Source organism: Nonomuraea sp. NPDC050202 (assembly GCF_040656115.1).
In the GTDB taxonomy this organism is placed as follows: domain Bacteria; phylum Actinomycetota; class Actinomycetes; order Streptosporangiales; family Streptosporangiaceae; genus Nonomuraea.
The window spans coordinates 155,693-181,461 of sequence record NZ_JBFALF010000019.1 but is presented as its reverse complement, the minus strand read 5'-3'; the positions used below and the strand labels follow the sequence as shown (position 1 = coordinate 181,461).

The following is a 25,769-nucleotide window of genomic DNA, read 5'->3' as shown; positions in this document are numbered from 1 at the left end:
CCGGGCCGCCCGGATGGCCAGGGGTGTGCGTGTTCGTGGCGCTCCCGGCCGCGCGGGCCCCGGCCGGGATCAGGGACGCGTGCCCCCAGGGCGCCGGACCCATCCGTCCCGTCGCGCGGGAGAGGGCTACGAGTCGCGGTCCTCGCGGATGACCTCGCCGTGCACCACCCGGCCACTGCCCTGCGACGCGTCCGCGCCGGGGAAGCCCGAGGACGGCGGGAAGAGGTTCGCGTACGGCGACGCGGCGGCCATCTTCTTGATCCGGCGCTCGAAGAACCACGAGCCCAGCCGGCGCATCATCGGCCGGGTGAACGGGATCAGGCACAGGAACCCGAAGACGTCGGTGAAGAACCCCGGCGTCAGCAGCAGCGTGCCACCCACCAGGATGATGCCGCCGTCGGCCAGCTCCTTGTCGGGCATGCGGCCCGATTCCAGCGCCGTCTGCAGCGCCCGCCAGGCCCGGCGGCCCTCGCGGCGTACCAGCCAGGCGCCCAGGAGGCTGTCGGCGATGAGCAGGGCGACGGTCGCGGGTGCGCCGATCACCGACCCGACCTGGATCAGCAGCCAGATCTCCAGGACGGGCACGACCAGGAAGGCCAGGAAGAGCAGGAGCCGCATCGTTTCCTCGATTCGCACGCGCGTTACAGCAGGAACAACGCTGGGAGGCCGCCGGGCGTTCCAGAGCTGGCGGCAAATCAGGGATCCCCCGGATGGGACCCTGGCCGCACGGCCGCGACGACCACTTCAGACCCAACAGGACCCTGGGCCGCGGGCGGAGACGGCCACTCCAGTCCCGACAGGACCCCTGACGGAGGGCCGGATGGCCGCTCTAGTCGCGGCCTGGACCCTTGAGCCGCTTGGGCAGCCCGGCGACGCCCCACATGCCGATCCGCCACAGCGCCTCGGACATGACCTTGCCGCTCATCTTGCTCTTGCCGACCGTACGCTCCACGAACGTGATCGGCACCTCCACCACCCGCAGCCCGTGCCGGGACGTGCGCAGCGTCAGGTCGACCTGGAAGCAGTAACCCTGCGACTCCACCCCGGACAGGCCGATCTTCTCCAGCGTGGCCGCCCGGTAGGCGCGGAAGCCGGCGGTCGCGTCGCGTACGGGGAGGCCGAGCATCACCCGGGTGTAGATGTTGGCGCCCTTCGACAGCAGCTCGCGCCGCTGGGGCCAGTTGACGACCTTGCCGCCCGGCACGTATCGCGAGCCGATCGCCAGGTCGGCGCCGTCGGCCAGCGCCGCCAGCAGCTTCGGCAGTTCCTCGGGCTGGTGGGAGCCGTCGGCGTCCATCTCGACCAGGACGTCGTATCCCTCTTCCAGGCCCCAGCGGAACCCGGCGATGTACGCGGCGCCGAGCCCCTGCTTGCCGGGCCGGTGCAGGACGTGCACGTGGTCGTCCTCGGCGGCGAGCCCGTCGGCGACCTTCCCGGTGCCGTCGGGGCTGTTGTCGTCGGCCACCAGCACGTGGGCGTCGGGGACGGCGGCCCGCACGCGATCGACGATCACCGGCAGGTTGTCGCGCTCGTTGTAGGTGGGCACGACGACGAGCACCCTGCCGAGAGTCTCCATCATCCGTCGTTCCTCATCCGATCGCCCATCCGATCGCCTCGCCGCCTGCCACGCCACGCGGCGGCTGCGGCCGCCGCGGCTCCCATCACCATCAATGCCCACTCGGGAAGCGCGCCCACCCTGGTGGCAAGCGTTTGCTCCGTGCGTACGGGCACTTGGACCACGTTCATGTCAGCGACACGCTCGCGGGTCTGCCAGGAGACCTTACCGTCAGGTGTGACATATGCCGAGATCCCGGTGGTCGCGGCGGTCACGACGGCACGGTTGTGCTCGACGGCGCGCAGCTGGGACATGGCGAGCTGCTGGGGCGGCAGGTTGGACAGGGCGTAGGAGGCGTTGTTGGTCTGCACGACGAGCGGGGTGCCCCCGGCGCGTACGGTCTCGCGCACCGTGTCGTCGTAGGCGACCTCGTAGCAGTTGACCGCGCCGATGGTGACCGGGCCGAGCTTGAGGTCGCCCGGCTTGTCGCCGGGGACCGACTGCCTGCCGACGAGGCCGGCCCGCTCCCACAGCGCCAGCACGATGTCCTTGAACGGGGTGTACTCCCCGAACGGCACCAGCCGCTGCTTGTCGTAGTAGTCGCCGGGCCCGGTCACCGGGTCCCACACGAGGCTGCGGGTGGCGCGGTGCTCGGTGCCGATCGCCACGACGGCCCCGACGAGCGTGGGCACGCCGACGTCCTGGACCGAGTCGTGGATGGTCTGGCGGGCGTACTCGTCGCGGTAGGGGTCGATGTCGGTGGAGTTCTCCGGCAGGACGACCAGGTCGGGCTTGGGGAGCTTGCCCTCGCGTACGGCCTGGGCCAGGCGTTTGGTCTCGTTGGCGTGGTTGCGCAGCACGACGGCGGGCTCGTCGCCGAGGGCGTACATGCCCTCGCCGGGGACGTTGCCCTGCACGATGCCGATGTTGACGGTGCGGCCCTCGTCGCCGGGCCTGGGCACGGCGAGGCCCAGCAGCGGCACGGCCAGCGCCAGCGCGAGAGGCGCCGCCCTGCGCACGAGCGCGGCGCGCCCGCCGAACGCCGTACGCCTGCCGGGATCGGTGTGCCTGCCGGGGTCGGCGTGCTCGTCAGCGTCGGTGCGCCCGTCAGGGGCCGTGCGCCTGCCGGGGGCGGTGCGCCTGCCGAGGACCGCCTGGGCCAGCAGCGCGCCGCACAGCGCGACGGCGAACGACACCAGCGGGACGCCACCGAGCGCCGCGTACGGGGTGAACAGCGACTCACCCTGGCTGAAGGCGGCCCGCGCCCACGGGAACCCGCCGATCGGCACGAGGCTGCGGGCCCATTCCATGAGCACCCACAACCCGCCGAACCACAACGGCCATGCGGGCAGCCTGAACACCAGCGCCGCCATCGCGGCCATCGCTGCGTAGAACAGGCTTTCCGTGCCGACCAGCATGAACCAGACGTCGTCGCCGATGCTGCGCACCCAGGCGAGCGCCGGCAGCAGGAACACCAGGGCGGCCAGGTAACCGATCCAGGCGGCCCGTCCGGGCCGGGAGCCGTGGAGCGAGCCGGCGATGAGCCCGATGCCGAGCGGGGCGCACAGCCACCAGCCGAGCGGCGGGAACGCGGCGAACAGCGCCAGCCCACCGGCGACGGCCGCCACGACCCTGCCCAGCAGCACCCACCGCGACTCCGGCTTCGCCACCGCCTCGGCCACCCGTCCCCTGACCTTCCCGCCCTGCCCGGCCCCTCCCTCGGCCGTCCGCGCGGCCTCGGCTCCGCCCTCCGCGCCATGCCTGGCCTCAAGGCCACCCTCCGCCTCGGGCTGCTCGTCAGCACGCCCGGCCACCGGCACGGACCCCTCACCGATGCGCCCGGCCTCGGACGCAGGCTCGGGCTCGGACGCGGGATCGGGATCAGTCTCGGGCTCGGGCTCCATCGCAGGTTGATCGGCCGTTGCGGGTGCGACGCTGGACGGGGACGCATCCGCCGCCTCCGAGCCTGTCGCCCCCTCCGGAGCGCCTGCGCCAACAGGCGGCGTCTGACCGGTCAGCGGGGTGGCGACCACCGTGGTGCCGGCCTCCGGCACGCTGACAGCAGACAACGTCCCGGCTTCCGACGTCCCGGCGGAAGACGACGTCCCGGTTTCCGGCGTGCCGTCGCCAGGCGACGCCGGCACACCCGCACGGCCGGGTTCGTGTCCGGCCGCGGGCGGTAGGCCCGTTCTGTCCTGAACCACTCCGGGGTCTCCTCGCCACCTCACAAACGGCTTGCTTGCGAAAACGCTACCGCTCCCAGGCCGCGCTCAGACCGGCGAGGCGCGCGGAAGATCGGAACATCGCCGGGAAAAAGGAGGGGCGGCAGGGTGATCCCGCGGCTGAACGGGACCACCCCGGCGCGATGGCGGTCCGATGGCACGAGAGCGGGAAGAGGGCCCGGAAACCCTTCGGACCGGACCCGTCTCGTCGGCGGCGAGCTCGGAATTCCGTTGTCTACTGGGCTCCCGGACCCGTCCCGGGTCCAACCCCCCGCCCGGTTGGGGTGCCCCGACTCGACGGACCGACGGCCCTGCACCTGGCTGTGTGGACGGAGTCACGCTCCGTCACGGACGCAGGATCCGACGATGTCAGAGACGGCCAACCGGCCAAGTCCCGTGCTGGACTGCGCAGCAAACTACCGACTCCACCTCAGATGTCAACCGTGTCCCGATCAGCAGAAACATCAAGTTTCCGCAGGTGGGACATGTTCGGCCGGTGGTCGCATAGCCGGTCAAAGCCCATTTGCGGGCGCCGGAGAGCGGCTTGGCAAGTCCCGCAGCGCCTGCGACAGCGGCCGCTCGTGGACGACCCCGAGCCGCTGCGTCGCACGCGTGAGAGCAACATACAGGTCGCTGGGCCCTCGTGGCGACTGGGCGGCGATGAGGTCGGGCTCGGCGACGATGACGGAGTCGAACTCGAGCCCCTTGGCGTCCGTCACCCCCATCACGGCGACGGGCGCGTCCAGGGCCTCCGCCCCGCTGGCACGGCCGGCGCCCGGCGTGACGACGACGGTGCCCGGCACGTACGCGGCGATGTCCGTACCGAGCCCGGACAGCAGCGAGTCGGGCACCACCACGGCGACCTTGCCGCCCTCGCCCGCCTCCTCCTTGGCCAGCTCCGGCAGGGCCGACAGCGGCGCCGCCCACGGGCGCGCGCCGGCCTCGCGCACGGAGGTGGGCGCCTCCAGGGCCGGGTCGATGGTGGCCAGGACGCGGGCGGCCACCTCCATCAGCTCGACGGGGGTGCGGTAGTTGACGGTCAGCCGCTCCTGGCGCCAGCGCCCGGCCACGTACGGGTCGAGCACCTCTTCCCACGAGCGGGCCCCGGCCGCCGAGCCGGTCTGGGCGATGTCGCCGACGATGGTCATCGACCGGGTCGGGCACCGCCGCATGACGGCCCGCCAGGCCATCGGCGACAGCTCCTGCGCCTCGTCCACGATCACGTGCCCGTAGGCCCAGGTACGGTCGGCGGCGGCGCGTTCTGCGGTGGTGAGGTAGGGGCCCTCTCCGCGCTGGCGCTCGGCCAGCCGCTCGGCCTCCATGACGTCCGACAGCCCGGTCAGCTCCAGCACCTCGCGGGCGTAGGCCAGCTCAGCCTCGCGCTGGCTCTCCTCGGCCTGCCGGGCGGCGGCCAGTTCTTCCTCCGCCTGCAGCGCGCTGGCGCGCAGCACCTGCTCGTCGATGTCGCCGAGCAGCTCGGCGGCCTCGTCGAGCAGCGGCACGTCGGACTCGGTCCACTCGCCGCCGGAGCGGCGCAGCAGCGCCCGTTCCTGCGGGGTCAGGGCGGAGGCGGCGTAGCCGAGGCGCTCGGGGGAGCCGTACAGGCCGAGCAGCAGCCGCTGCGGCGTCAGGTACGGCCACAGCCGGTTCAGCGCGGACTTGACCACCGGCTCGGTACGCAGCTCCTCCCGCAGGTCGGCCAGGTCCTCCTCGTCGATGAGCCCCTTGCCGATCTTGCGTGCCTGCTGCCTGGCCAGGGCGGTGAGCAGCGACCGGACGAACACGGCGCGGGCCTGGTTGTGCGGGCGGCGGGAGCGGGTGGCCTTGTTCCTGGCGGCCTCCAGCATGTTGCGGTCGATGGTGAGCGTGATGCGGCCGATGGTCAGCTCGATGGGCTGGCGCGGCACCCGCTGCCGGTCGCGTACGGCCTTGGCGATCACCTCGGCCATCCGCGGGTCGCCCTTGAGCGCGGCCACCTCGGGCCGCTCCCGCGCGGTGGCGTTCACGCCGGGGTAGAGCTCGCCGACCGTGGACAGCAGCACATCGGTCTCGCCGAGCGAGGGCAGCACCTGCTCGATGTAGCGCAGGAACGTGAGGTTGGGCCCGAGGATGAGCACGCCGCGGCGCTCCAGCCGCTCGCGGTGGGTGTAGAGCAGGTACGCGGCCCGGTGCAGGGCCACGACGGTCTTGCCGGTGCCGGGGCCGCCCTGCACCACGAGCACGCCGTTGAGGTCGCTGCGGATGACGCGGTCCTGCTCGGACTGGATGGTGGCGACGATGTCGCGCATGCGGCCCGTGCGCCGCTCGTCGAGCGCGGCCAGCAGCGCGGCCTCGCCGTTGAGCGTGGCGCGGTCGTCGTCGGTGAGCGAGTCGAGGTCGAGCAGGTCGTCGTCCACGCCGATCACGGCGCGGCCCTTGGTCTGCAGGTGGCGGCGCCTGGTGACCCCCATGGGTGCGGCCGGGGTCGCGCGGTAGAACGGCTGTGCCACCGGCGCGCGCCAGTCGATGAGCAGGCGTTGCTGCTCGTCGTCGGTCAGGCCGAGCTTGCCGATGTACAGCCGGCCTTCGTCGAGGTGATCCAGCCGTCCGAAAACCAGGCCGCGTTCGACCGCCCAGAGCCGCGCGAGGCGGGTGGCGTACATCTCGGCGAACGTGTCACGCTCGGACCTGTTCTGCATCGTGCCGACGGCGCCCGCGGCCAGCACCTCCTTGAGCTGCCGCTGGGTGCGCTCGCGCAGCGTGTCGAGGCGGTCGTACAGGCGCGTGACGTACGCCTGCTCCTTCGCGAGCTCGGTTTGACGAGTTGCCGCCTGACCATTAATGTGGTTAATGGGACACTCCGGGCCATTCTGCTTGTTGTTACGACAAACGACGACATTAGCATGCCTGTAGAGGCACTCTCATCACTTTCCCGCTTCCCTCGCCGGGTCACGTCTCGGTGTCACCTCTTGACCGTCACCTTCAGACGTCATATAAGTTAGTAAACTTTACTAACTCTGGCTGGCGGGAGGCTGCGGTGAGCGATCCGGTTCCTGGGACCCCCAGTCTGCTACGCGCCATCAATGATCGCGCCGCCCTGCGCGTCCTGCTCGAGCGGGGCCCGCTGACCCGCCCCCAGATCGGCACGCTCACCGGACTGTCCAAGCCCACGGCCTCACAGCTCCTGTCGCGGCTGCAGCAGGCCGGCCTGGTGGTGCTGGACGGCATCAGGGAGGGCCTGCCCGGCCGCACTGCGGAGGTCTACCGGATCAACCCGGCCGCGGCGTACGTGGGCGCGCTCGACGTCACCCCGCACCGCATCGAGGCCAGGGTGGCCGACATCACCGGCACGATCGTGGGCGAGCACACCCTGCCCACCCCGCGCCGCCCCCACGGCGAGCTCGCCGACCGGCTCAACACCGCCCTGCTCGGCGCGCGGCCGCCCGGCAAGCTGCGCCGCGTCGTCATCGGCGTGCAGGCCGCGATCGACCCGTCCACCGGCAGGCTCGGGTACGCCGCCGCGAAGGACGTGCCCGGCTGGCACATCCCCGACCTGGTCCCGACGCTCAGCGCCGCGCTCGGCGTGCCCGTGGACGTGGAGAACAACGTCAACCTGGTCGCCGTCGCCGAGCAGGCGCACGGCGCGGCCCGCGGCCACCGCGACTTCGTGCTGCTGTGGGCCGACGCGGGCATCGGCTCGGCCATCGTGCTGGGCGGGCGCGTGCACCGCGGCGCCACCGGCGGGGCCGGCGAGGTCGGTTACATGCCCGCGCCCGGCGCGCCGACGGCCCGCGAGTCCGGCCGCTACGCCGACCACGGCTACCAGGCGCTGACGGGCGGGCAGGCGGTGCTGAAGCTGCTGCGCTCGTACGGCGTGCGCGGCACCGACTTCCGCCACGCCGTCGCGGCCGCCGTGCGCGCGGCGGCGGGCACCGGCCAGAAGGCCGAGGACGCCAGAGCGGGCCTGCGGGACGTCGCCGCCCGCCTGGCCGTGGGGATGGCCGCCATCACGGCGGTCGTCGATCCGGAGCTCATCGTGCTGACCGGCGGCGCCGTGCTGCCGGGCGGCGAGATGCTGCGCGAGCTGGTCGAGCACGAGCTGCACGCGCTGACCATCCCCCGGCCGCCCGTCCGGCTGTCCACCGTCGAGGGCAACCCGGTCCTGGCCGGCGCCCTCGATCTCGCCCTCGCCACCGCGCGCGAGGAGGTGTTCGGCTCGACCGTCCCGTCATGAGGGGTGGCGGGGGCGAGGGCAGGTGAGGCCGGGGGCGGTGCTCCCCGGACGGCCCGCCTCATCTGACGGATTCGCCGGGGTAAAGTGCCGCGAATGACCTGGCTTCCCTCCCTCCGGCTGGCCGTCCCGCTCGTCCTCGTCGTGGCGGGCGGGGCCGTGGCGAGCGCGCCCGAGCCCGCCGGGAAGGCGCCGGAGCCCGCCGGGAAGCTGGTGATGTGCAGGCGGAGCTCCTCGATCGACACCATCTCGATGTCGTGCGGCGATCCCGAGCTGGAGGCGCGGATGCGGGCCCGCATGCTGAACGCCGAGCAGGCGAGCGCGGCCGGGTGCCGGCCGCTGCGGTGGGGCGACGTCCCCGAGCCGTCCCCCAGGCCCTACGATCCCGGCGAGGAGGAGCCGGCGACGCCCCCGAAGCCCCTCGATCCGGCCGTCGCGGCGCGCGTCGACGGCGCGTGGGACAGGATCGAGCGATGGCTCGGCGCCCACGCCTCCGCGACGCTGCGCGGCCTCGCCTTCCCCGCCTCGCCCGCCGACCTGGCCCGCTCGCAGGCGGGGCTCCGTCCCGCCCTGCCGGACGCCCTGTACGCCTCGCTGCTGCGCCACGACGGCCCGGCGGACGGCGCGGGCTCCGGCCTGCGCCTGCCGGGCGGCCACGAGCTGATCTCCGCGATGGAGCTGGCGCAGACGTGGCAGTCCCTGTGCACCGACCTCATCCTGGCCGGCGACCCGGAGGCGGCCGGCGCGGGGAGCGGGCGGTGGCACGGCAGCCTGGTGCCGTTCGCGAGCACGCGCCAGGGCCGCCACCGCCCTGCCCGGCGGCTGCGCCGGAGGTCCCCGCCGCTCGCCGGAGCCCTCCGCGGAGCCCACGCCGACGCGGAGCGAGCCGTCGGCGGAGCAGGTGCGCGCCACCGGCTGCCGACCCCGCAGGAGCGCGCCGGTCGTGCGCCGTCCCTCGCGCGCCGTCACCGCGAAGGTCGAGGCCGTGTGGCGGCGCATCGAGCGCTGGCTGGCCAGGAAGGCCCCGGCTGACCACCGGGACCTGAAGGGCCCGGCCAGGCCGATCGACATCGCCAGGGCCGAGGCCGCCATGGGGCTGCGCTTCCCGGACGACCTGCGTGCCTCGCTGCTGCGGCACGACGGCGCCGCCTTCGGCCCCGCCCCGTTCTACTCGCTGATGAGCGCCGAGGACGCGCGGCGGGACTGGAAGATGCTCTGCGACATCCTCCTGGACGAGGCGGAGCTGGCGCCGGACTGGTGGGACGGGCACCTGATCCCGTTCGCGGCGGCCAACGACGGCGGCAACCTGTTCATCGACACCCGCACGGGCAGGACCGGCGAGTACTACAACGAGACCGGCCTGGACCGCCGCCCCGAGGTGGTGTGGCCGTCGTATCTCGCGCTGCTGGAGGACACCGCCCGCGCCCTGGAGACCGGCAGGCCGATCAGGGGCTGGCGGCCCGCGGTCAGGCAGGGCCGCCTGGACTGGCGAACGACTCGCTGACCGCGGTCAGGCAGGGCCGCCTGGACCGGCGGTCAGGCAGGGGCGTCCGGGCTGGTGGCGGGCTCGCCGGCCGCGTCGGGCTCGACGTCGGGGGCGCGGTGCTCGTACGGGGTGCTCAGCACGACCGTGGTGCGGGTCGAGACGTTGGCCGAGGCCCTGATCTGCTGCAGCAGGTCCTCCAGCGCGGCCGGTGAGGCCACCCGCACCTTGAGGATGTAGCTCTCGTCGCCGGCCACGCTGTGGCAGGCCTCGATGGCGGCCAGGTGAGCCAGCCGCTCGGGCGCGTCGTCGGGCGCCGCGGGGTCGATCGGCTTGATCGACACGAACGCGGTCAGCGGCAGCCCCACCGCGTCGTGGTCGATGATCGCGGCGTAGCCGCGTACCACGCCGCGCTTCTCCAGGCGGCGTACGCGCTGGTGCACCGCCGAAACGGAGAGCCCCGTCTCCCTGGCCAGGTCGGTGAAGCTCATGCGCCCGTCGCGGGCCAGCAGCGTGACGATTCGGCGGTCGATCTCCTCCATCGCATCAAAGGTAGCCGGTCATGGTCACGACATGGTCCCGACCGGGGAGGCTCCCCTGCGCATCGCGTGCTCGACCAGGGTGATGAGCACCTCCCTGCCGGAGTCGCGGCGGCGGGCGTCGCAGCGCACGATGGGGATGTCCGGCTCCAGGCCGATCGCTGAGCGCACCTCGCCGACGGTGAAGGGCGAGACGCCGTCGAAGCAGTTCAGCGCCACGATGAACGGCTGGCCGCGCTTCTCGAAGTAGTCGACGGACGGGAAGCAGTCGTCCAGGCGGCGGGTGTCGGCCAGCACGACGGCGCCCAGCGCGCCCATGGCCAGCTCGTCCCACACGAAGAAGAACCGCTCCTGGCCCGGGGTGCCGAACAGGTAGAGCATGTAGTCGTTGCGGATCGTGATGCGCCCGAAGTCCATGGCGACGGTCGTGGTGAGCTTGCGCTCGACGCCCGACAGGTCGTCGATGTGGGTGCCCGCCTGGGTGAGCGCCTCCTCGGTGCGAAGAGGCCTGGTCTCGGACACGGCGCCGACCATCGTGGTCTTGCCCGCGCCGAATCCTCCGGCGACCAAGATCTTGATCGCCGTCGGCAGCCGCCAACGGTCTGAGCGACCGAATTCCATCCAGCACCGCCCGTACATATCCCGCGCATGCGCGACCCCGCCCCTGAGGTGCCGGTCAGTGGTACCTGTCAAGGTTCGCCTGAGAGGGTCGATCCACATGCCTGGCATCGAGACACCCTAGCAACGCCACATTTTCCACTCAAGCCGCAATAATTTACAAGAAACAAAATGTCACGGTTTGTCGTCCCAAGCCACGTTTTTCGCGAATCTAACAGGGTTGGTGTCAAGTTTGTCTGTCATGGAATCAGACGCGTCCTTTACATGGCCCGCTGATAGTCCGTAATCCCGGTGACACCGGCCTGGAAGCCGAGCTGTCTTCGCAGGTAGGAGGCCGTACGCGGGCTGTGCTCGCGCACCGGCCCGATCAGGTGCTCGGCCTCGCGCGCCAGGCCCGCGATCGCGGCCGCCACCTCGGCGCCGTCCACGCCCAGCGCGAGCGCGTTGAGGTCGCCCCAGCTCAGGTCCCTGCGGTAGGAGGCGACGTCGCCGAGCAGGTGCAGGTACCGCTGGACCTGCCGGCTGACGGCCCGCAGGTCCTCCAGGTGGGCCCTGGCCCAGTCGTCGGCGGTGTAGATCCAGTGCGACAGGTCGACGAAGCAGGAGCCGCGGCTGTCGGCGTTGTCGACGTACCGGGCCAGGGTGGGCACGGTGTGGGTGTCGCGCCACACCCAGGTCCTGGCCATGCCCGCCAGCATCCGGGCGAGCTGGTCGCGCCAGATGCCCTGCAGGTCGTCGAAGTCGGCGACGGTGGCCAGCTCGTCGCGCAGGTCGGCCAGGAACCGGGTGACCGCCGAGCGCGGCACCGCCCCCTCCGCGACCGACAGGCACTCCCGCGTCAGGCGGTTCACCTGCTCGCGGGAGGTCACGGCGCGGCCGACGAGCCGGTCCACCGCCGTCACCCACAGGGCGGCCCTGTTGACGGCCTTCAGCCGGTCCGCGCGGGCCCAGGGGGCGCTGAAGGCGGTGGCCAGGGTGAGCGAGCTGAAGAAGTCGGCGCCGAAGGCCGCATCGGGGAACAGGTCGGCGTACATCTGGGCGCACCGCCGCAGGTCCCTGCCGCACTCCGCGGCCAGCGCGCACGTCCTGCCGAGCTCGAACGCCACGTCCAGCTCGTCGTCCCGCATCCTAGGGCCGCTCGATCGGCTCGCGGACCATGGGCGACGTCCCCCCATACCCGGAGATACACCAATGGGGTCATTGTTTCATGATCATGATCTGCCGATCAAGGTATCAGCCGGGTGGCCGATCAGCCTGCTTCGCCCGCCGGGAACGATACCTCCGGGCCGTACGCGGCGAGCTTGGCGGCCAGCGCCACCCGGGAGCCGATGCCGAGCTTCGTGTAGATCTTGCCGATGTGGTACTCGACGGTCTTGACGCTGATGAGCAGCTCCCTGGCGATCTGCCGGTTCGTCAGGCCGCCGGCGACCAGCGTGGCCGTGCTGAGCTCCTGCGGCGTCAAGCCTAGCCTGACGGTCGCGGGTGGCTCCAGGCCGCACGCCTCCAGCTCCTGGGCGCAGCGCTCGGCCAGCGGGCGGGCGCCCAGCCGGTCGAAGATCGCGCGTGCCGCCCCGAGCCGCTCGGCCGCCGCCCTGCGCCTGCCGGTGCGGCGCAGCAGCCTGCCCAGATCCAGCAGCGTCCGCGCCTTCTCCAGCGGGCACCCGCCCGCCTCGACCAGTTCGAGCGCCTGCCCGAACGCCTCCTCGGCCCTGGTGGGAACGTTCCTGGCGGCCAGGAGCAGCCCTGCGAGCCTGATCCGCTCGGCCTGCCTGCGCCGCCCGCCGCCCGGCCCGTCCCGGTCGTACGCGTCCAGCGCCCGCTCCGCCTCCTCCAGCCGCCCATCGGCGACCAGCGCCTCGATGCGCGCGGGCCGCGGGTCCGGCACCAGGCCACCGGCGCCCGCGCACAGCCGCACGGCCGGGAGATCACCCGTGCCCGGCTGCGGGGCAGGGAGATCACCCGTGCCCGGCTGCGGGGCCGGGACGTCGCCCGCGCCGAGCAGTGCCATGGCCAGGTCCGCCTGGTGCTCCCCCGCCGCGTGCCGCATCCTGCGGGCGGCCGCGCCGGCGGCCGTGGCGTGGGCGAGGGCCCGTTCGTGCTCGCCCCTGGCGGCCAGCGGCGCCACGCAGGCGGCCTCCAGCCACGGCAGCAGCCAGCGCTGCCCCAGGGCGGACGCCTCGGCCAGGGCGGCCTCCGCGTGGGCCACGGCCTCGTCCCAGCGCGCCAGCCCGTGCTCGGCGACGGACAGCAGCGCGGTGGCCAGCAGCCGGTGGTGCGGCAGCCCCGCCGCGCCCGCGGCGGTCACGGCCCGCTTCAGCACGGCGCACGCCTGGCCCGCCTCGTCGCGTGCCAGGTGCGCCACGGCCTCGGCGAGGCTGCCGGGTGGCGCGCCGGCGCCGGGTGCCCCTCCCAGCGCCAGCACGTCGTACGGCCTGGCGACCGGCCCCGCGATGGGCTGCTCGATCGACAGGCGGGCCCAGCCCGCCGCCTCCGCGCGGTTCCCCGTGACCAGGTGCAGCCAGGACAGCTGCTCCGCCACGTCGGCGGCGAAGGCGGGCTCCGCGTGCGGCCACGCCTCCGCCAGCAGCTGGGACGCCTCGTCGAAGCGCCCGGCGGCCAGCGCGAGGCGGCCCAGCACGTACCGGCGCACCGGTCGCGGGTCGGCGTTGCGCACGGCGGCGAGCTCAGCCGCACGGATCACGTCGCCCCCGATGAGGACGTGTTCCAGAACGGCCGTGCGCAGCTCGTCGCGGCGCGCCGGCGACTCCGAGAGACCGGCGGCCAGATCCAGGTGGGCGGCGGCCTCCTGCCACAGCCCGTGTTGTGCGGCCTTGGCAGCGAACCTCGCCAGCTCCTCCGCCAGCGCCTCGTCCGGCCCGTCCGCCGCCGCGGCCCGGTGCCGCAGCGCCGCGCCGTCGTCGTCGGCCAGCCGGGCGGCGGCCAGGTGCAGCCGCGCCCGCGCGCCCGCGCCGATCCCGTCGTAGGCGGCGGCCCCGGCCAGCGGCTCGGGGAAGTCGATCAGGCGGCCGGGCAGCTCCCGCAGCAGCCCGGCCGTGACGGCCTCCTCCAGCGTGTTCAGCGGCTCGTCGATCCCGGTGGCCACGGCCGCCGCCACGTGCAGCGGGCAGCTCCCGCCCAGCACGGCGCAGGCCGCGACGAGCCGCCGGGTGGCGGGGGCGCAGGCGTGCAGGCGGCGGGCGAAGGGGCGCCGGTAGGTCTCCGGCGCCGGCAGCCGCACGCCGGGGTCGGCGAGGGCCGCGGGGGTCAGGACGGCCAGCAGGGCGCCGGCGTGCAGCGGGTTGCCCCGTGTGTGCTCCCGCAACCGCCGCGCCGCCGAGGTCACACCCTGCCGCCACTCCTCCAGCCTCCGCACATCGGACCGCCGCACATCGGACCGCCGCACGTCCGGTGGAAGCACGTCAGGTGGAAGCACGTCCGGCCGAAGCACGTCCGGCCGAAGCACGTCCGGCCGAAGCACGTCCGGTGGAAGCACGTCCGGTGGAAGCACGTCCGGCCAAGACGCATCCGGCCGCAGCCCGTCCCAGCGCAGCGCCGCCAGGGCTCCCCTCGCCGCGTCCGCCGGGGACCCGTACGCGCCGCGTTCCCGGCGGGCGGCCGTCAGCGCGGGATCGGTGGCCAGCTCGGCCAGGTCGCCCGTGCTCAGCCCGTCGAGCGTGATGAGCAGCGTGCCGTCACCGGCGAGCAGCCGCCGCAGGCCGTCCGGCAGCCAGGGGTCGGCCAGATCGCGGCAGGCGACCAGGAGGAGCACGCGGCCCGCCCGCACGTGCCGCAACACGTAGCTCAGAGCCCGCAGCGACGCCCTGTCCACCCACTGCGCGTCATCGACGACCACCGCCAGCGTGCCCAGCGCCGACAGCCGGGCGAGCAGGTCGCACACGGCCTGCCCCGCCACGCAGGGATCCGCCTGGTCCGCCGCACCGGTCCCGCCGCCCGCCGCACCGGTCCCGTCGTCAGCACCGGTCCCGCCGCCCGCAGGCTCGTCCGTCCCGAGATCCAGCAGGGCCGCCTCGTCCATGAGCTGCCGCACGACGCCGAGCCGGAGCTCCCGCTCGCTCTCCTCGCCGCTGACGGCCAGCACCCGCACGCCCGCCTCCCCGTCGAGCGCGTGGTGGATGAGCGCGGTCTTGCCGATACCCTCGGGCCCCTCGACCACCGCTCTCCTGGCGGATCCGCCGCCTGCCGCGCGCAGCTCCGCGCGCAGTGAGGCGAGCTCCGCCGTCCTGCCGACGAACATGCGCCCTCCCTCCGCCGCCCTCAAAATCCCAGAGCGGCGCAGGCCGCGCCTGATACACGTCAATAAGCGCCTCGGCCCGGCATCGGGCGATTCACCGCACCAGCCGGCCCCAGGCGGCCGTGGCGTCGTCGTGCCGCTTGCCCCGCACCGGCCCCCGGGCCGCCTCCAGCTCCCGCACGGCCCCGATCACCGCTTCGGGGCCGCGGCCCGCCAGCAGGGCGAGCACGGCCTCCCAGCTCCACCCGTACCAGTCGCACAGCCGCGTCACCCCGTCGGTGAACACCCCGACCCCGGACACCTCCCCGGCGTCCACCTCGCCGGTCACGCTCTGCCTGGCCGCCTCGGGCCTGGCGCCCGCCACCCAGAACCCGCCGGGTGCGTTCCGCATCCGCCGCACCAGCTCCAGGCTGTACGGCCGCCCGCCCGGCAGCCGCTCCAGCCGGTCGTCGCTGACCGCCCGGGCCGCTCCGCCCGGCCCGGAGAACACCACCGCCGAGTCCCCCAGCACCAGGTACTCCACCCGCCCGCCCGCGCGCACCATGGCCACCGTCGCCGACGGCGAGTCGGGATTGCCGAGGTCGCAGGCGCCCGAGTGGGCGGCTCCCGTCTCCTCGATGGCCGACTCCAGGACGTCCGCCAGCGGCGCCCCGTCGCCACCTGCCAGCCGGGCGGCCAGCGCTCCCCCGAGCCGTCCCACCAGCCAGGCGACGTCGTGCACGCAGCCGCTGTCCACCCCGGCCGCGGCGGTGGCCCCGTCGAGGACGACGATCCAGGAGGGGCCGGCGATCACCAGGTCCTCGTTCGGCCGCCGCGAGCCGGGCCTGGTGGCGTACGTGATCTCCGCGAACATGACAGCGACTGTGTCACAACCGCACGCCCTATCGTGGCAGCGTGTCACCTCTCGAACGCGCGCTGGCCGACCCGCCCCTGCGCCGCCTGCCCGGTGCGGCCGACGCGCTGCTGCGCTCCCTGGACGCGCCGCCGCGCCTGGCGGCCCACCTGCGCGCGGTCCACGACGTGGCCGCCGGCGTCCTGGGCTGGCTGGCCGACCGCCATCCGGCGGTGGAGGTGGACGCGGAGGCCGTCCTGTACGGCGCCGCCACCCACGACATCGGCAAGGTCCTGCACCTGGAGGAGCTGTCGGGCCCGGGCTCGGCCCACGAGCCGGCCGGCCACCGGCTCCTGCTGGCCCACGGCGTGCCGGAACGCCTGGCCCGCTTCGCCCGCACCCACGGCTCGTGGACGCGGGAGGGCACGACGTTCGAGGACCACCTGGTGAGCCTGGCGGACAAGGTGTGGAAGGCACGCCGGGTGCCGGACCTGGAGCAGCTCGTGGTGGACCGGCTGGCCGGCGAGGCGCCCGGCTGGCAGGTGTTCATGGAGCTGGACGACCTGCTCACCGATCTCGCCGGCGGCGCCGATGCCCGGCTGGCGTTCCAGAACGCGTACCCGATCGCCGGGGGCGGGCGGGGAGCCTAGACGATCACCAGCTCGCGCGGCGTGTCGTTCATCCGCTCGCCGCCGCTCTCGGTGCACACCACGATGTCCTCGATCCTGGCGCCGTGTCGGCCCGGCAGGTAGATGCCCGGCTCCACCGAGAACGCGAACCCGGGCTCCAGCGGCTCGCCGTTGCCGGAGACGATGTACGGCTCCTCGTGCGTCTCGATGCCGATGCCGTGCCCGGTGCGGTGGACGAAGTACTCGCCGTAGCCGGCCTCGGCGATGATCTCGCGGGCGGCCGCGTCGATCGACTCGCACGACACCCCCGGCCGCACCGCCGCGCAGGCCGCCTCCTGCGCCCGCCGCAGCACCTCGTAGTACGCGGCGAACTCGGCCGGCGGCTCCCCCACGCTGTACGTGCGCGTGGAGTCGGAGCAGTAGCCGTTGTGGAGCTGCCCGCCGATGTCCACCACGACCGGCTCGCCCGCCTGGATGACCCGGTCGGACACGTCGTGGTGGGGGCTGGCGCCGTTGGGCCCCGAGGCGACGATCACGAAGTCGACCGTCTGGTGCCCGGAGGCGAGGATCGCCTCGGCGATGTCCCTGGCCACCTCGCGCTCGGTGCGCCCGGCCCGCAGCAGCTCCGGCACCTGCCGGTGCACGGAGTCGATGGCCTGCCCGGCCTCGCGCAGCGCCGCCGTCTCGGCGGGCGACTTGCGCATCCGCAGCTCCCGCAGCACGCTGCCGGCCAGCACCTGCTCGGTCTCCGGCAGCACCTCGCGGAAGCGCAGCGACGACATGGCCCACATCCGGTCGGCCAGCCCCACCGTGGCCACCCGGCCCAGCCGCGCCGCCGCGATCGCGTACGGGTCGTCGGTCTCGTCCCACGCCACGAACTCCAGCCCCAGCCGCGAGGCGGGCGAGGCCTGCGCGGCGGGCAGCTCCAGGCGGGGCACCATCATGTACGCCTCGCCGGACGCGGGCACCACGAGGCACGTCAGCCGCTCCAGCGGCTTGGCGTCGTAGCCGCTGACGTAACGCAGGTCGGGTCCGGGCGTGAGCAGCAGGGCGTCGAGGCCGGCCTTGGCGGTGGCCTCCTGGACGGCGGCGAGACGGGACACGGGATACAGGTCTGAGGACGTCACAGGCACAATCTACTCCGGGTCACCCCGCCGAAAATCCGCTCCTAAAATCCACGGAAAGGTCTCACCACGCACCAAGCTTCCCCTACACACCGTTCACGATCGATCACATAGTGTGGGGCCAATTGTCGGATTCCAACCCCGCGTCGAGAGTGAGACACATGGTCGACGTCATAGGCGCGGCCGAGCTGCTCGGGCACGAGAGCGACGCCGAGATGCTCGCCGTACGGCTGGCGCACGCCCAGCGGCTCGGCAACATGGGCTGGGCCGAATGGCACCTGCACACGGGGGAGACGATCTGGTCGGAGCAGGTGTACGTGATCTTCGGCCGCGACCCGGACGAGGGCCCCATCGCCCTGCCCGACCTGGCCGAGCACGTCGAGCCCGGCGACGTGGCCACGCTCGACCGCCTGCTGTGGTCGGTCATGCAGGGCGTCGAGCCGGTGCAGGCCGAGTTCCGCATCCGCCGCGGCGTCGGCTCCAGCGACCTGCGCGACCTGCGCGTCGTGCTGGAACCGCTGGCCGGGCCGGGCGGCACGATCGGCATGCACGGCGTCATCCAGGACATCACCGGCCGCCGCCGCGCCGAGCGCATGGTCTCGGAGTCGCGCCGCCAGCTCCTGGAGGCCCGGGAGCGGGCCGCCGAGGACCGCCACGTCATGCTCGCGCTGCGCGAGGCGATCCTGCCCGAGCCCGACGGCTGCCTCGACCTGCCGCAGACCAGGATCGCGGTCCGGTACGTACCGGCCGAGAAGACCGCGAACCTGGGCGGCGACTGGTTCGAGGCGGCGCCCGCACCCGACGGCCGCCAGCTCCTGGCCATCGGGGACGTCTCCGGCCACGGGCTGCCCGCGATCTCCCGCATGGCCCAGCTCCGCCACGCCCTCGTCGGCCTGGCCATGACGGGGCAGGCCGCCAACCGGCTGCTCGACTGGCTGAACGAGCTCGTCCTGCACCAGCTCAAGGACACCACCGCCACCGCGATCATCGGCCACTTCGACCCGCAGACCCGGGTGTTCGCCTGGGGCCAGGCGGGGAACCTGGCGCCCATCCTGGTGCGCGAGGGCGCGGCCAGCCAGCTTCCGCAGCCCAGGGGCGTGCTGCTGGGGGCCGCGACCGGCAGCCCGTACGAGCTGGCCACCACCCGGCTGCAGCCGGGCGACCTGCTGCTGATGTTCACCGACGGGCTGGTCGAGCGGCGCACCCGCGACATCGACGTCGGCCTCGACCTGGCCATGGCGGCCGCGCGCAAGCTGGAGGGCCACGATCTGGACGCGGGGCTCGACCGCCTGCTCGCCGACATCGGCGGCCCCAACCCGGAGGACGACGCCTGCCTGCTGGCGGTGGGCGTGCTGGGGCCGGAGTGACGGGAGCCCGCGTCCCAGGGCGCGGGCCTCCCCGAACCGGCACGACGAGGACCTGCGAGGATCGCGGCGGAGTGCGACCATGGACGGGTGCTGATGCTTCTGGACACCCCTTCCCTCTACTTCCGCGCCTTCTACGGCATCCCGGAGTCGATCAAGGCTCCCGACGGCTCGCCGGTCAACGCGGTACGCGGGCTCATCGACATGATCGCCACCCTCGTGCGCCAGCACTCCCCCACGGCGCTCGCGGCCACCATGGACGCCGACTGGCGGCCCGCGTTCCGGGTGGCGGCGATCCCGACGTACAAGGCGCACCGCGTCGCCCACGGCAACACCGAAGAGGTGCCGGAGGCGCTCGTGCCGCAGATCGCCGTCATCCAGGACGTGCTCGACGCCCTCGGCATCGCCCGCCTGGAGGCGCCCGGCTACGAGGCCGACGACGTCATCGGCACCCTCACCCACCAGGCCGGCGACGGCGCCGTGGACATCGTGACCGGCGACCGCGACCTGTTCCAGCTCGTCGACGACGCCCGTCCGGTACGCGTGCTCTACACCGCGCGCGGCATCCGCAACCTGCAGATCGTGGACGAGGCGTTCGTCACCGCCAAGTACGGCGTGCCGGGCCGCTCCTACGCCGACTTCGCCACCCTGCGCGGCGACCCCAGCGACGGGCTGCCGGGCGTGCCGGGGGTCGGCGAGAAGACCGCCGCCGCGCTGATCACCCGCTTCGGGTCGCTCCCCGCCCTCCTGGAGGCCCTCGACGCGGGTGTCACGGACGGCTTCCCGGCCGGCAGCCGCACCCGCCTCGCCGCCGCCCGCGACTACCTGGAGGCCGCCCCCGCCGTGGTCAAGGTGGCGCCTGACGCGCCGCTCCCGGCCGCCGACCTGGCGCTCCCCGCCAAGCCCCGCGACCCGGAGGCACTGGTCCAGCTCGCCGACCGCTACGGCCTGGACAGCCCGCTCAACCGGCTCCTGGACGTCCTGGGCCGCTGAGCCGCGCCCGGCGGCGAGGCGTGGTGCCGCGGGCCCGGCGCACCACGCCCCCCGTTCCCCCCGTTCAGCCCGCGAGGTAAGCGCGTACGGCGTCCTGGGCCGCGTCGCGCAGCCGCGCGTGCACCAGGACGTTCTCCTCCCGGTCGGTACGCACCTCGACCACCCGCGGCCCTTCCCCGCGCAACGCCTTGGGCAGCTCCCCGACATCCCCCACCAGCGTGTACGGCGTCCCCGTGGCCGCGGCCACGTACCCCAGGTCCACCCCGTGCGGCGTCCCGAAGACCCGCTCGAACGGATCCCGCACGGCCGACTGCGGCAGCAGCGAGAAGATCCCGCCCCCGTCGTTGTTGACGACCACGAAGCACAGGTCGGGCCGCGGCTCGCGGGGCCCGAGGATGAGCCCGTTCTGGTCGTGCAGGAACGACAGGTCCCCCAGCAGCGCGTACGACGGCCCGTTGTGCGCCAGCGCCGCCCCCATGGCCGTGGAGACGAGCCCGTCGATGCCCGAAGCCCCCCGGTTCGCCATCAGCCTGATGCCCCGCCGCGGCCGCATCGCCTGGTCGAGGTCGCGGATCGGCATCGAGGAGCCGCAGAACAGCAGCGCCCCGTTCGGCAGCGCGTCCACCAGGTCCCTGGCCAGGCGCGGCTCGCTGGTGCCCGACAGGTCGAGGACCTCGTCCATGGCCGCGCGGGCCGCCAGGTCGGCCTGGCGCCAGGCGTGCAGCCAGGAGTCGTCGCCGGAGGCGACCGGGATCTCCACCGCCTGGGCCACCTGCGTGGCCGACCGGGTGGGGTCGGGCCAGCGGTCGAGGTCGGGGGAGACCACGATGTGCTCGCCGGCCCGCCGCAGCCACGACAGCAGCGGCCGCGACAGCCCCGGGCGGCCCAGCGTGACGACCACGTCGGGCCGGTGCACGTCGGCGAACTCCGGCGTGCCCAGCAGGTAGTGGTAGGCCGAGATGGCGTGGTCGCCGTAGCGTGCGCCGCCGTTCGGCTCGGACAGCACGGGCCAGCCGGCCATGCCCGCCGCCGCCACGTAGCGGCGCACGTTCGCGGCGCCGTCGCCGACCACGAGCACGCCGCGCCTGGTGGGCGGGATGTGCAGGGCGATCGGCGGGGGCGCGACGCGGGCGCGCACCCACGGGCTGCCCGCCCCGGTGTCGAGCGGCTCGCACCAGTTCGTGTCGCCGTCGGGGATCAGCGGCTCCCTGAAGGCCAGGTTGAGGTGCACGGGGCCGGGGTTGCCCGCGCCGGCGGCGCGCTGGTAGGCGCGGCAGGCCAGGGAACGCCAGTAGGCCACCTGGCCCGGCCGGTCTTCGGGCACTCCGACCTCGGCGAACCAGCGGGTGGCGGTGCCGTACAGCTTCATCTGGTCGATCGTCTGGTTGGCGCCGGTGCCGCGCAGCTCGGGCGGGCGGTCGGCGGTGAGCACGAGCAGCGGCACGCCGGACTCGCTCGCCTCGATGACGGCCGGGTGGAAGTTCGCGGTGGCGGTGCCGGACGAGCAGATCAGCGCGACGGGCCGCTCGGAGCGCTTGGCGAGGCCGAGCGCCAGGTACGACGCCGAGCGCTCGTCCACGCGCACGTGCAGGCGCACCCGCGACTCGGCGTGCAGGGCGAGCGCGAGCGGGGCGGAGCGGGAGCCGGGGGCCAGCACCACGTCGGTCAGGCCGCAGCGCACCAGCTCGTCGACCAGTACGGTGGCCAGCGCGGTAGCGGGGTTCAACGGGAGGCCTCCTGCATCCGGCGAAGCCACTGGGGAGATTCAATCTCAAAAGCCGACAAATGCTGAAAATCTACCGCTGGCCGCCGGACCGCCAGCCGGCCGCCCACCGGCACCAGCGGGTCCGCCACGACATCGCCCGACAGCAGGGGCGCCGTGCCGAGCCCGCACGCGTACGGCAACGCCGGCAGCGCCGCCGCCAGTGCTAACCCGGCCGCCAGCCCCACCGACGTCTCCACGGCGCTGGACACCACGGCCGGCAGCCCGCACGCCTCCACCACGCGCACCGGCTCCGGCCAGCCCTCGAAGGCCGCCTCGCGCGCGCACGCCAGCCACCGGGCACTCTCGCGCGGGCCGTACTCGGGGAACGGCGAGAACTCGCCCCACCCTGCCGGGCCGTGCAGCAGCACCCCTTCCCTGACGGTCTGCCCCCGAAAGCGCGTGCGCATCGGGATCCTGAAGACCACGGGAGCTGCCGGAACCTCGGGAGCCATGGGAGAACGCGTCACGACCCTCCCCTGCGCCGCTGTCCGACCTGTCGCCATTAACCTTACGAGCATGTGGAGGAACCCGTCGCATCCGGACCGTCCGCTGCATGCCATTGTGCAGCCTCCGGGACCTGCCCTGTTCACGGCGGTGCGCGACGCCCTGTCCGGCGACGGGCCGGCCGTCCTCCCGCTGTCCCCCGGGCACGCGGAGCCCGCGCTGGCCGCCCTGCGTCCCACGCATCTCGGCGGCGCCCGGCGCGGCGACGGCGAGGGCGTGCCCGGCGACGTGGCGGTGGTGATCGCCACCAGCGGCAGCACCGGCGCGCCCAAGGGCGTGATGCTCTCCGCCGCCGCCCTGCGTGCCAGTGCGGCGGCCTCGCTGCGGCGCGTGGAGGCGTCCAAGGGCGAGCGCTGGCTGTGCTGCCTGCCCGTCTCCCACGTCTCCGGCCTGCAGGTCCTGGTGCGCGCCCTGCTGTCTGACAGCGAGCCGGTCATCCACGCGGCGTTCGACCCCCGCGCGGTCCTCGGCTCGGGCGCCGACCACGTCTCCCTCGTGCCCACCCAGCTCCACCGGCTGGTCGAGACGGGGGCGGACCTGTCGGTGTTCAGGACGATCGTGCTCGGCGGCGCCGCGGCCCCTCCCGGCCTGCTGGAGCGTGCCAGGCAGCGCGGCGCGCGGATCGTGACGACGTACGGGTCGAGCGAGACGAGCGGCGGCTGCGTGTACGACGGGCGGCCCCTGGACGGCGTGGACGTCAAGATCGGCGAGGACGGCCTGATCAGGATCGCGGGCCCGGTGCTGTTCTCCGGCTACCGTTTCGGCGTGCCGCCCGCCCCGCTCGACGGCGGCTGGTTCGTCACCTCTGACCTGGGCGAGCTGCGCGGGGGCCGGTTGCGCGTGCTGGGCAGGGTCGACGACGTGATCAACACCGGCGGCGAGAAGGTCGTGGCCGGTGCCGTGACCGACGTGTTGTGCGCCCATCCGGAGATCGCCGAAGCGGCCGTGATCGGCACGCCGGACCCCGAATGGGGCGAGCTGGTCACCGCCATCGTGGTCCCTGCCAACCCCGACACACCCCTCACACTTGAGCAATTGAGGGCGTACTGCCGCGATAGGCTTCCCCCTCACGCCGCCCCGCGCGAGCTGCGGTTCGTCTCCCGGCTGCCGCTGCTGCCGAACGGCAAGACCGATCTGGTACGCCTGAGAGCAGGAACCTGACGAGTTGCGGCTGCGTCAAATCGGGGAGAAGGAGGGAGCCTTCATGGACCAGACCCGCAAGATGTGGGCATCCGCGGCCGTCGTCGGCGTCATCGTCGTCGGAGGCGCCTCAGTCGCGGCGGCCGCCTCGGCGGGCAAGCTCGACCAGGTCGCGAGGGAGACCCGAGCCGTGGTGGAGAAGGCGTCACCGTCCGGCCAGCCGCAGGAGGGGCAGGTTCCGGCCCCCGAGACCACGACCGACGACGGCATCGTGGTCTCCACCGAGGTCAACCCCGATCCCCGCAAGGTCATCGAGTACTGGACGGACGAGCGGCTGGAAGACGCCGAGCCCATGCCGATGCCCGAGGTGACGCCCGGCCAGTTCGAGGTCGGCCCAGGCCAGGTCGAGGTCGGCCCTGGCCAGACAGAGCAGGGCCAGGCGGCGCCGACGGAATAGACCTGCCATCGGGGCGGTTTCGCATATGGGGCGATCCGCCCCTTTTCCATCCCGCAGGGGCGTACGGGAACAAATGACGGCGATTGGCGTTATTGATACTGGTGCGCCGTGCGGACGTGAAACCGCCCCACCACAACCTGCCTGATCGCTTCCACTCCGTACGGAGGAGGTGTCCTCATGCCCAGAACCGCCGTGGCGACCCCACCCGCAACTCTCGACCAGCTGATTGAACGAGGGCGAGCCCAGGGTCACCTTTCTCTGGCGGAGCTGCGCGACGCATTCGCCGAGGCCGGTATCAGCCCCTCTGAAGGCCGCACGATACTGCGGGAACTGTCAGAGGCCGGCGTGAGCCTGGCCGCCGAGGGCGAGCCGTCGCTCAGCACCACCGCCTCGAAGAAGACCCAGAAGAAGCCGGCCACCGCCAAGAAGACGACCTCGCGGGCAAAGACTACCGGCCGCAAGGCCGACGAGGCAAAAACCTCCGCAGCCGCCGCGGCCAGGGCCGTGACACCGGCCGAGGCCAAGCCGGAGCACGAGGAGGACGTCCCCGACGACCTGCTGCTGAGCGAGGAGGCCGAGCTGGACAACGAGCCGCTCGACCTGGACGACACGCAGTCCGTCATGGGCGACTCGGTGCACACCTACCTCAAGTCCATCGGCCGCCGCACCCTGCTCACCGCCGCCCAGGAGGTCGAGCTGGCCAGGCGGATCGAGGCCGGACTGTACGCCGAGTACAAGCTGGAGACCCAGCCCGACCTGCCCCCGTCCGTCCAGGAGGACCTCCACCTGGTGATCGAGGACGGCAGGCGGGCCAAGGACCACATGCTGGAGGCCAACCTGCGGCTCGTGGTCTCGGTGGCCAAGAAGTACACCGACCGCGGGATGTCGCTGCTGGACGTCGTCCAGGAGGGCAACCTGGGGCTGATCCGAGCCGTGGAGAAGTTCGACTACACCAAGGGCTTCAAGTTCTCCACGTACGCCATGTGGTGGATCAGGCAGGCCATCCAGCGCGGCTTCGCCGACTCGGCCCGGACGATCCGGCTGCCCGTGCACGTGCTGGAGATGCTCTCCAAGCTGTCGCGGGTCGAGCGTGACATGCACCAGCGCCTGGGCCGCGAGCCCACGCCCGAGGAGCTGGCCGTCGAGCTCGACAAGACGCCGGACCAGATCGAGGAGCTGCTGCGCACCAGCCGCCAGCCGATCTCGCTGAACGCGACGATCGGCGAGGACGGGGAGACCACGATCGGCGACCTCATCGAGGACGTCGACTCCCCTGAGGCGTCGGAGATCGTCGACCGCCAGCTCCTGGGCGACCAGCTCCGGGGCGTGCTCGACAACCTGTCGCCGCGCGAGTCGAAGATCATGGCGCTGCGCTTCGGCCTGGTGGACGGCAAGCCGCACACGCTGGACGAGATCGGCAAGCACCTGGGGCTCACCCGGGAGCGGATCCGCCAGCTGGAGAAGGAGTCGCTGTCCAAGCTGCGCCACCCGAGCAACACCCGCCCGCTGCTCGACTGGGCGAGCTGAACCGAAAGCCCCGGCACACGATGGTGCCGGGGCTCGTCGCGTGGAGGGGGCGGCTCAGGCCGTGGCGGGCAGCGGGCGCGGGACCCGCGGGATGCCCCACAGCCGGTTGTCCTCGCGCAGCGTGCGCAGGCGCTCCACCTCGGACGTCCACATGGCCCCCGCGGGCGTGGCCTTGGCCTTGCGCCGCGCGATCCGGTCGTCGTAGGCCTTCACGCCGAACGTGGCCCGCTGCCCCGCCTCGGCGGCCCTCAGCGCCTCCGTCAGCGCCTTGTCGAACGCGCGCCCCGCCGCGAGCAGCTCGAGCTCGTCGGCCGCGCCGGCACGCAGCTCGCGCAGCGTCTGCTCGGCCTGCCTGGCCTTGTCGAGCAACTCGGGGAAGCTCTTGGAGATCTCCTGGTCCGCGTGGTAGCGGACCTCTGCCTCCCGGCTCACCCGCGGACGGAAAAACGCCATCGACCCGGCCCCTTCACAAGCTGTCGGTACTCGTTCAACCGCCAAGCGTACGCCGTCCGGCGACACGGGCGGAAATCGCCCCGGAGCGAGCGCCTTTACATA

22 protein-coding genes are annotated in these 25,769 nt (G+C 73.4%); 9 read left to right on the top strand and 13 right to left on the bottom strand.

The features are described from left to right. Window positions 1-126 precede the first annotated feature (126 nt). From AB0I79_RS38380 to AB0I79_RS38365, 4 genes are all read right to left on the bottom strand, one after another. Window positions 127-636, bottom strand: a complete 510-nt coding sequence (locus AB0I79_RS38380; RefSeq protein WP_357884315.1) for an FxsA family protein — start codon at window positions 634-636, stop codon at window positions 127-129. A 193-nt stretch (window positions 637-829) separates the two neighbouring features. Then, complete coding sequence (locus AB0I79_RS38375) at window positions 830-1,579, bottom strand: polyprenol monophosphomannose synthase (RefSeq protein WP_357884314.1); 750 nt, start codon at window positions 1,577-1,579, stop codon at window positions 830-832. Further along, window positions 1,576-3,459 carry an apolipoprotein N-acyltransferase gene (gene lnt / locus AB0I79_RS38370; RefSeq protein ID WP_357884313.1) on the bottom strand — a complete coding sequence of 628 codons (1,884 nt, stop codon included), beginning with the start codon at window positions 3,457-3,459 and terminating at the stop codon, window positions 1,576-1,578. Before lnt ends, AB0I79_RS38375 begins: the two co-directional genes overlap by 4 nt. Window positions 3,460-4,289: 830 nt before the next feature. Then, window positions 4,290-6,482 carry an ATP-binding domain-containing protein gene (locus AB0I79_RS38365; RefSeq protein ID WP_357884311.1) on the bottom strand — a complete coding sequence of 731 codons (2,193 nt, stop codon included), beginning with the start codon at window positions 6,480-6,482 and terminating at the stop codon, window positions 4,290-4,292. 311 nt (window positions 6,483-6,793) lie between these two features. Here AB0I79_RS38365 and AB0I79_RS38360 point away from each other — a divergent pair, with 311 nt between their 5' ends. The 3 genes from AB0I79_RS38360 to AB0I79_RS38350 all read left to right on the top strand — a co-directional run bounded on the left by AB0I79_RS38360 (window position 6,794) and on the right by AB0I79_RS38350 (window position 9,491). Next, window positions 6,794-7,990 carry an ROK family transcriptional regulator gene (locus tag AB0I79_RS38360; protein ID WP_357884309.1) on the top strand — a complete coding sequence of 399 codons (1,197 nt, stop codon included), beginning with the start codon at window positions 6,794-6,796 and terminating at the stop codon, window positions 7,988-7,990. 93 nt (window positions 7,991-8,083) lie between these two features. Continuing rightward, window positions 8,084-9,019, top strand: a complete 936-nt coding sequence (locus AB0I79_RS38355) for a hypothetical protein (protein WP_357884307.1) — start codon at window positions 8,084-8,086, stop codon at window positions 9,017-9,019. Further along, window positions 8,973-9,491, top strand: coding sequence for an SMI1/KNR4 family protein (locus AB0I79_RS38350; protein WP_357884305.1), 519 nt, complete (start codon window positions 8,973-8,975; stop codon window positions 9,489-9,491). Before AB0I79_RS38355 ends, AB0I79_RS38350 begins: the two co-directional genes overlap by 47 nt. A gap of 32 nt (window positions 9,492-9,523) precedes the next feature. Here AB0I79_RS38350 and AB0I79_RS38345 read toward each other — a convergent pair whose 3' ends face one another. The 5 genes from AB0I79_RS38345 to AB0I79_RS38325 form a co-directional block, all read right to left on the bottom strand. Next, the gene (locus tag AB0I79_RS38345) at window positions 9,524-10,012 is read right to left on the bottom strand and encodes an Lrp/AsnC family transcriptional regulator (RefSeq protein ID WP_357884303.1); all 489 of its coding nucleotides are present in this window, start codon (window positions 10,010-10,012) and stop codon (window positions 9,524-9,526) included. A gap of 24 nt (window positions 10,013-10,036) precedes the next feature. Further along, a complete protein-coding gene (locus AB0I79_RS38340; RefSeq protein WP_357884301.1) occupies window positions 10,037-10,630 on the bottom strand; it encodes an ATP/GTP-binding protein in 594 nt (197 codons plus the stop codon). 257 nt (window positions 10,631-10,887) lie between these two features. Beyond that, window positions 10,888-11,754: a terpene synthase family protein gene (locus tag AB0I79_RS38335; RefSeq protein WP_357884299.1), complete on the bottom strand. Its 867-nt coding sequence runs from the start codon at window positions 11,752-11,754 to the stop codon at window positions 10,888-10,890. A 122-nt stretch (window positions 11,755-11,876) separates the two neighbouring features. Then, window positions 11,877-14,882 carry an AAA family ATPase gene (locus AB0I79_RS38330; RefSeq protein WP_357884297.1) on the bottom strand — a complete coding sequence of 1,002 codons (3,006 nt, stop codon included), beginning with the start codon at window positions 14,880-14,882 and terminating at the stop codon, window positions 11,877-11,879. Window positions 14,883-14,973: 91 nt separating this feature from the next. Next, window positions 14,974-15,732: a protein phosphatase 2C domain-containing protein gene (locus tag AB0I79_RS38325; RefSeq protein ID WP_357884295.1), complete on the bottom strand. Its 759-nt coding sequence runs from the start codon at window positions 15,730-15,732 to the stop codon at window positions 14,974-14,976. Between the two features lie 41 nt (window positions 15,733-15,773). On the opposite strand from AB0I79_RS38325, the gene AB0I79_RS38320 reads away from it, so the two are divergent. Beyond that, entirely contained in the window at window positions 15,774-16,361 is a 588-nt protein-coding gene (locus tag AB0I79_RS38320) for an HD domain-containing protein (protein WP_357884293.1), read from the top strand. On the opposite strand, the gene AB0I79_RS38315 is transcribed toward AB0I79_RS38320, so the two are convergent. Then, window positions 16,358-17,467 (bottom strand): Xaa-Pro peptidase family protein, encoded by a 1,110-nt coding sequence (locus AB0I79_RS38315; RefSeq protein WP_357884291.1) that lies wholly within the window; start codon window positions 17,465-17,467, stop codon window positions 16,358-16,360. The genes AB0I79_RS38320 and AB0I79_RS38315 overlap by 4 nt on opposite strands. A gap of 158 nt (window positions 17,468-17,625) precedes the next feature. On the opposite strand from AB0I79_RS38315, the gene AB0I79_RS38310 reads away from it, so the two are divergent. Further along, window positions 17,626-18,831, top strand: a complete 1,206-nt coding sequence (locus AB0I79_RS38310) for a SpoIIE family protein phosphatase (RefSeq protein ID WP_357884289.1) — start codon at window positions 17,626-17,628, stop codon at window positions 18,829-18,831. A gap of 93 nt (window positions 18,832-18,924) precedes the next feature. Continuing rightward, window positions 18,925-19,821, top strand: coding sequence for a 5'-3' exonuclease H3TH domain-containing protein (locus AB0I79_RS38305; protein WP_357884424.1), 897 nt, complete (start codon window positions 18,925-18,927; stop codon window positions 19,819-19,821). 64 nt (window positions 19,822-19,885) lie between these two features. Here AB0I79_RS38305 and menD read toward each other — a convergent pair whose 3' ends face one another. Together menD and AB0I79_RS38295 are read right to left on the bottom strand one after the other, a co-directional pair. Next, complete coding sequence (menD, locus tag AB0I79_RS38300; protein ID WP_357884287.1) at window positions 19,886-21,547, bottom strand: 2-succinyl-5-enolpyruvyl-6-hydroxy-3-cyclohexene-1-carboxylic-acid synthase; 1,662 nt, start codon at window positions 21,545-21,547, stop codon at window positions 19,886-19,888. Continuing rightward, window positions 21,544-22,038, bottom strand: coding sequence for a hypothetical protein (locus AB0I79_RS38295; RefSeq protein ID WP_357884422.1), 495 nt, complete (start codon window positions 22,036-22,038; stop codon window positions 21,544-21,546). The genes menD and AB0I79_RS38295 overlap by 4 nt, the downstream gene beginning before the upstream one ends. 64 nt (window positions 22,039-22,102) lie before the next feature. On the opposite strand from AB0I79_RS38295, the gene AB0I79_RS38290 reads away from it, so the two are divergent. The 3 genes from AB0I79_RS38290 to AB0I79_RS38280 all read left to right on the top strand — a co-directional run bounded on the left by AB0I79_RS38290 (window position 22,103) and on the right by AB0I79_RS38280 (window position 25,214). Next, window positions 22,103-23,251, top strand: coding sequence for an AMP-binding protein (locus tag AB0I79_RS38290; RefSeq protein WP_357884285.1), 1,149 nt, complete (start codon window positions 22,103-22,105; stop codon window positions 23,249-23,251). Between the two features lie 43 nt (window positions 23,252-23,294). After that, entirely contained in the window at window positions 23,295-23,687 is a 393-nt protein-coding gene (locus AB0I79_RS38285; RefSeq protein ID WP_357884283.1) for a hypothetical protein, read from the top strand. Between the two features lie 177 nt (window positions 23,688-23,864). Next, entirely contained in the window at window positions 23,865-25,214 is a 1,350-nt protein-coding gene (locus AB0I79_RS38280; RefSeq protein ID WP_357884281.1) for an RNA polymerase sigma factor, read from the top strand. Between the two features lie 54 nt (window positions 25,215-25,268). Here AB0I79_RS38280 and AB0I79_RS38275 read toward each other — a convergent pair whose 3' ends face one another. Further along, a complete protein-coding gene (locus AB0I79_RS38275; RefSeq protein ID WP_357884279.1) occupies window positions 25,269-25,667 on the bottom strand; it encodes a hypothetical protein in 399 nt (132 codons plus the stop codon). Window positions 25,668-25,769: the final 102 nt, after the last annotated feature.

What these genes read in the sequence shown, in the direction of transcription:
- AB0I79_RS38280 (WP_357884281.1), top strand. Translation starts at nt 23,865, where the DNA reads ATGCCCAGAACCGCCGTGGCGACCCCACCCGCAACTCTCGACCAGCTG.
- AB0I79_RS38340 (WP_357884301.1), bottom strand. Translation starts at nt 10,630, where the DNA reads ATGGAATTCGGTCGCTCAGACCGTTGGCGGCTGCCGACGGCGATCAAG.
- AB0I79_RS38295 (WP_357884422.1), bottom strand. Translation starts at nt 22,038, where the DNA reads ATGGCTCCCGAGGTTCCGGCAGCTCCCGTGGTCTTCAGGATCCCGATG.
- AB0I79_RS38305 (WP_357884424.1), top strand. Translation starts at nt 18,925, where the DNA reads ATGCTTCTGGACACCCCTTCCCTCTACTTCCGCGCCTTCTACGGCATC.
- AB0I79_RS38310 (WP_357884289.1), top strand. Translation starts at nt 17,626, where the DNA reads ATGGTCGACGTCATAGGCGCGGCCGAGCTGCTCGGGCACGAGAGCGAC.
- lnt (WP_357884313.1), bottom strand. Translation starts at nt 3,459, where the DNA reads ATGGAGCCCGAGCCCGAGACTGATCCCGATCCCGCGTCCGAGCCCGAG.
- AB0I79_RS38275 (WP_357884279.1), bottom strand. Translation starts at nt 25,667, where the DNA reads ATGGCGTTTTTCCGTCCGCGGGTGAGCCGGGAGGCAGAGGTCCGCTAC.
- AB0I79_RS38345 (WP_357884303.1), bottom strand. Translation starts at nt 10,012, where the DNA reads ATGGAGGAGATCGACCGCCGAATCGTCACGCTGCTGGCCCGCGACGGG.
- AB0I79_RS38330 (WP_357884297.1), bottom strand. Translation starts at nt 14,882, where the DNA reads ATGTTCGTCGGCAGGACGGCGGAGCTCGCCTCACTGCGCGCGGAGCTG.
- AB0I79_RS38375 (WP_357884314.1), bottom strand. Translation starts at nt 1,579, where the DNA reads ATGATGGAGACTCTCGGCAGGGTGCTCGTCGTCGTGCCCACCTACAAC.
- AB0I79_RS38285 (WP_357884283.1), top strand. Translation starts at nt 23,295, where the DNA reads ATGGACCAGACCCGCAAGATGTGGGCATCCGCGGCCGTCGTCGGCGTC.
- AB0I79_RS38335 (WP_357884299.1), bottom strand. Translation starts at nt 11,754, where the DNA reads ATGCGGGACGACGAGCTGGACGTGGCGTTCGAGCTCGGCAGGACGTGC.
- AB0I79_RS38290 (WP_357884285.1), top strand. Translation starts at nt 22,103, where the DNA reads ATGTGGAGGAACCCGTCGCATCCGGACCGTCCGCTGCATGCCATTGTG.
- AB0I79_RS38325 (WP_357884295.1), bottom strand. Translation starts at nt 15,732, where the DNA reads ATGTTCGCGGAGATCACGTACGCCACCAGGCCCGGCTCGCGGCGGCCG.
- AB0I79_RS38355 (WP_357884307.1), top strand. Translation starts at nt 8,084, where the DNA reads ATGACCTGGCTTCCCTCCCTCCGGCTGGCCGTCCCGCTCGTCCTCGTC.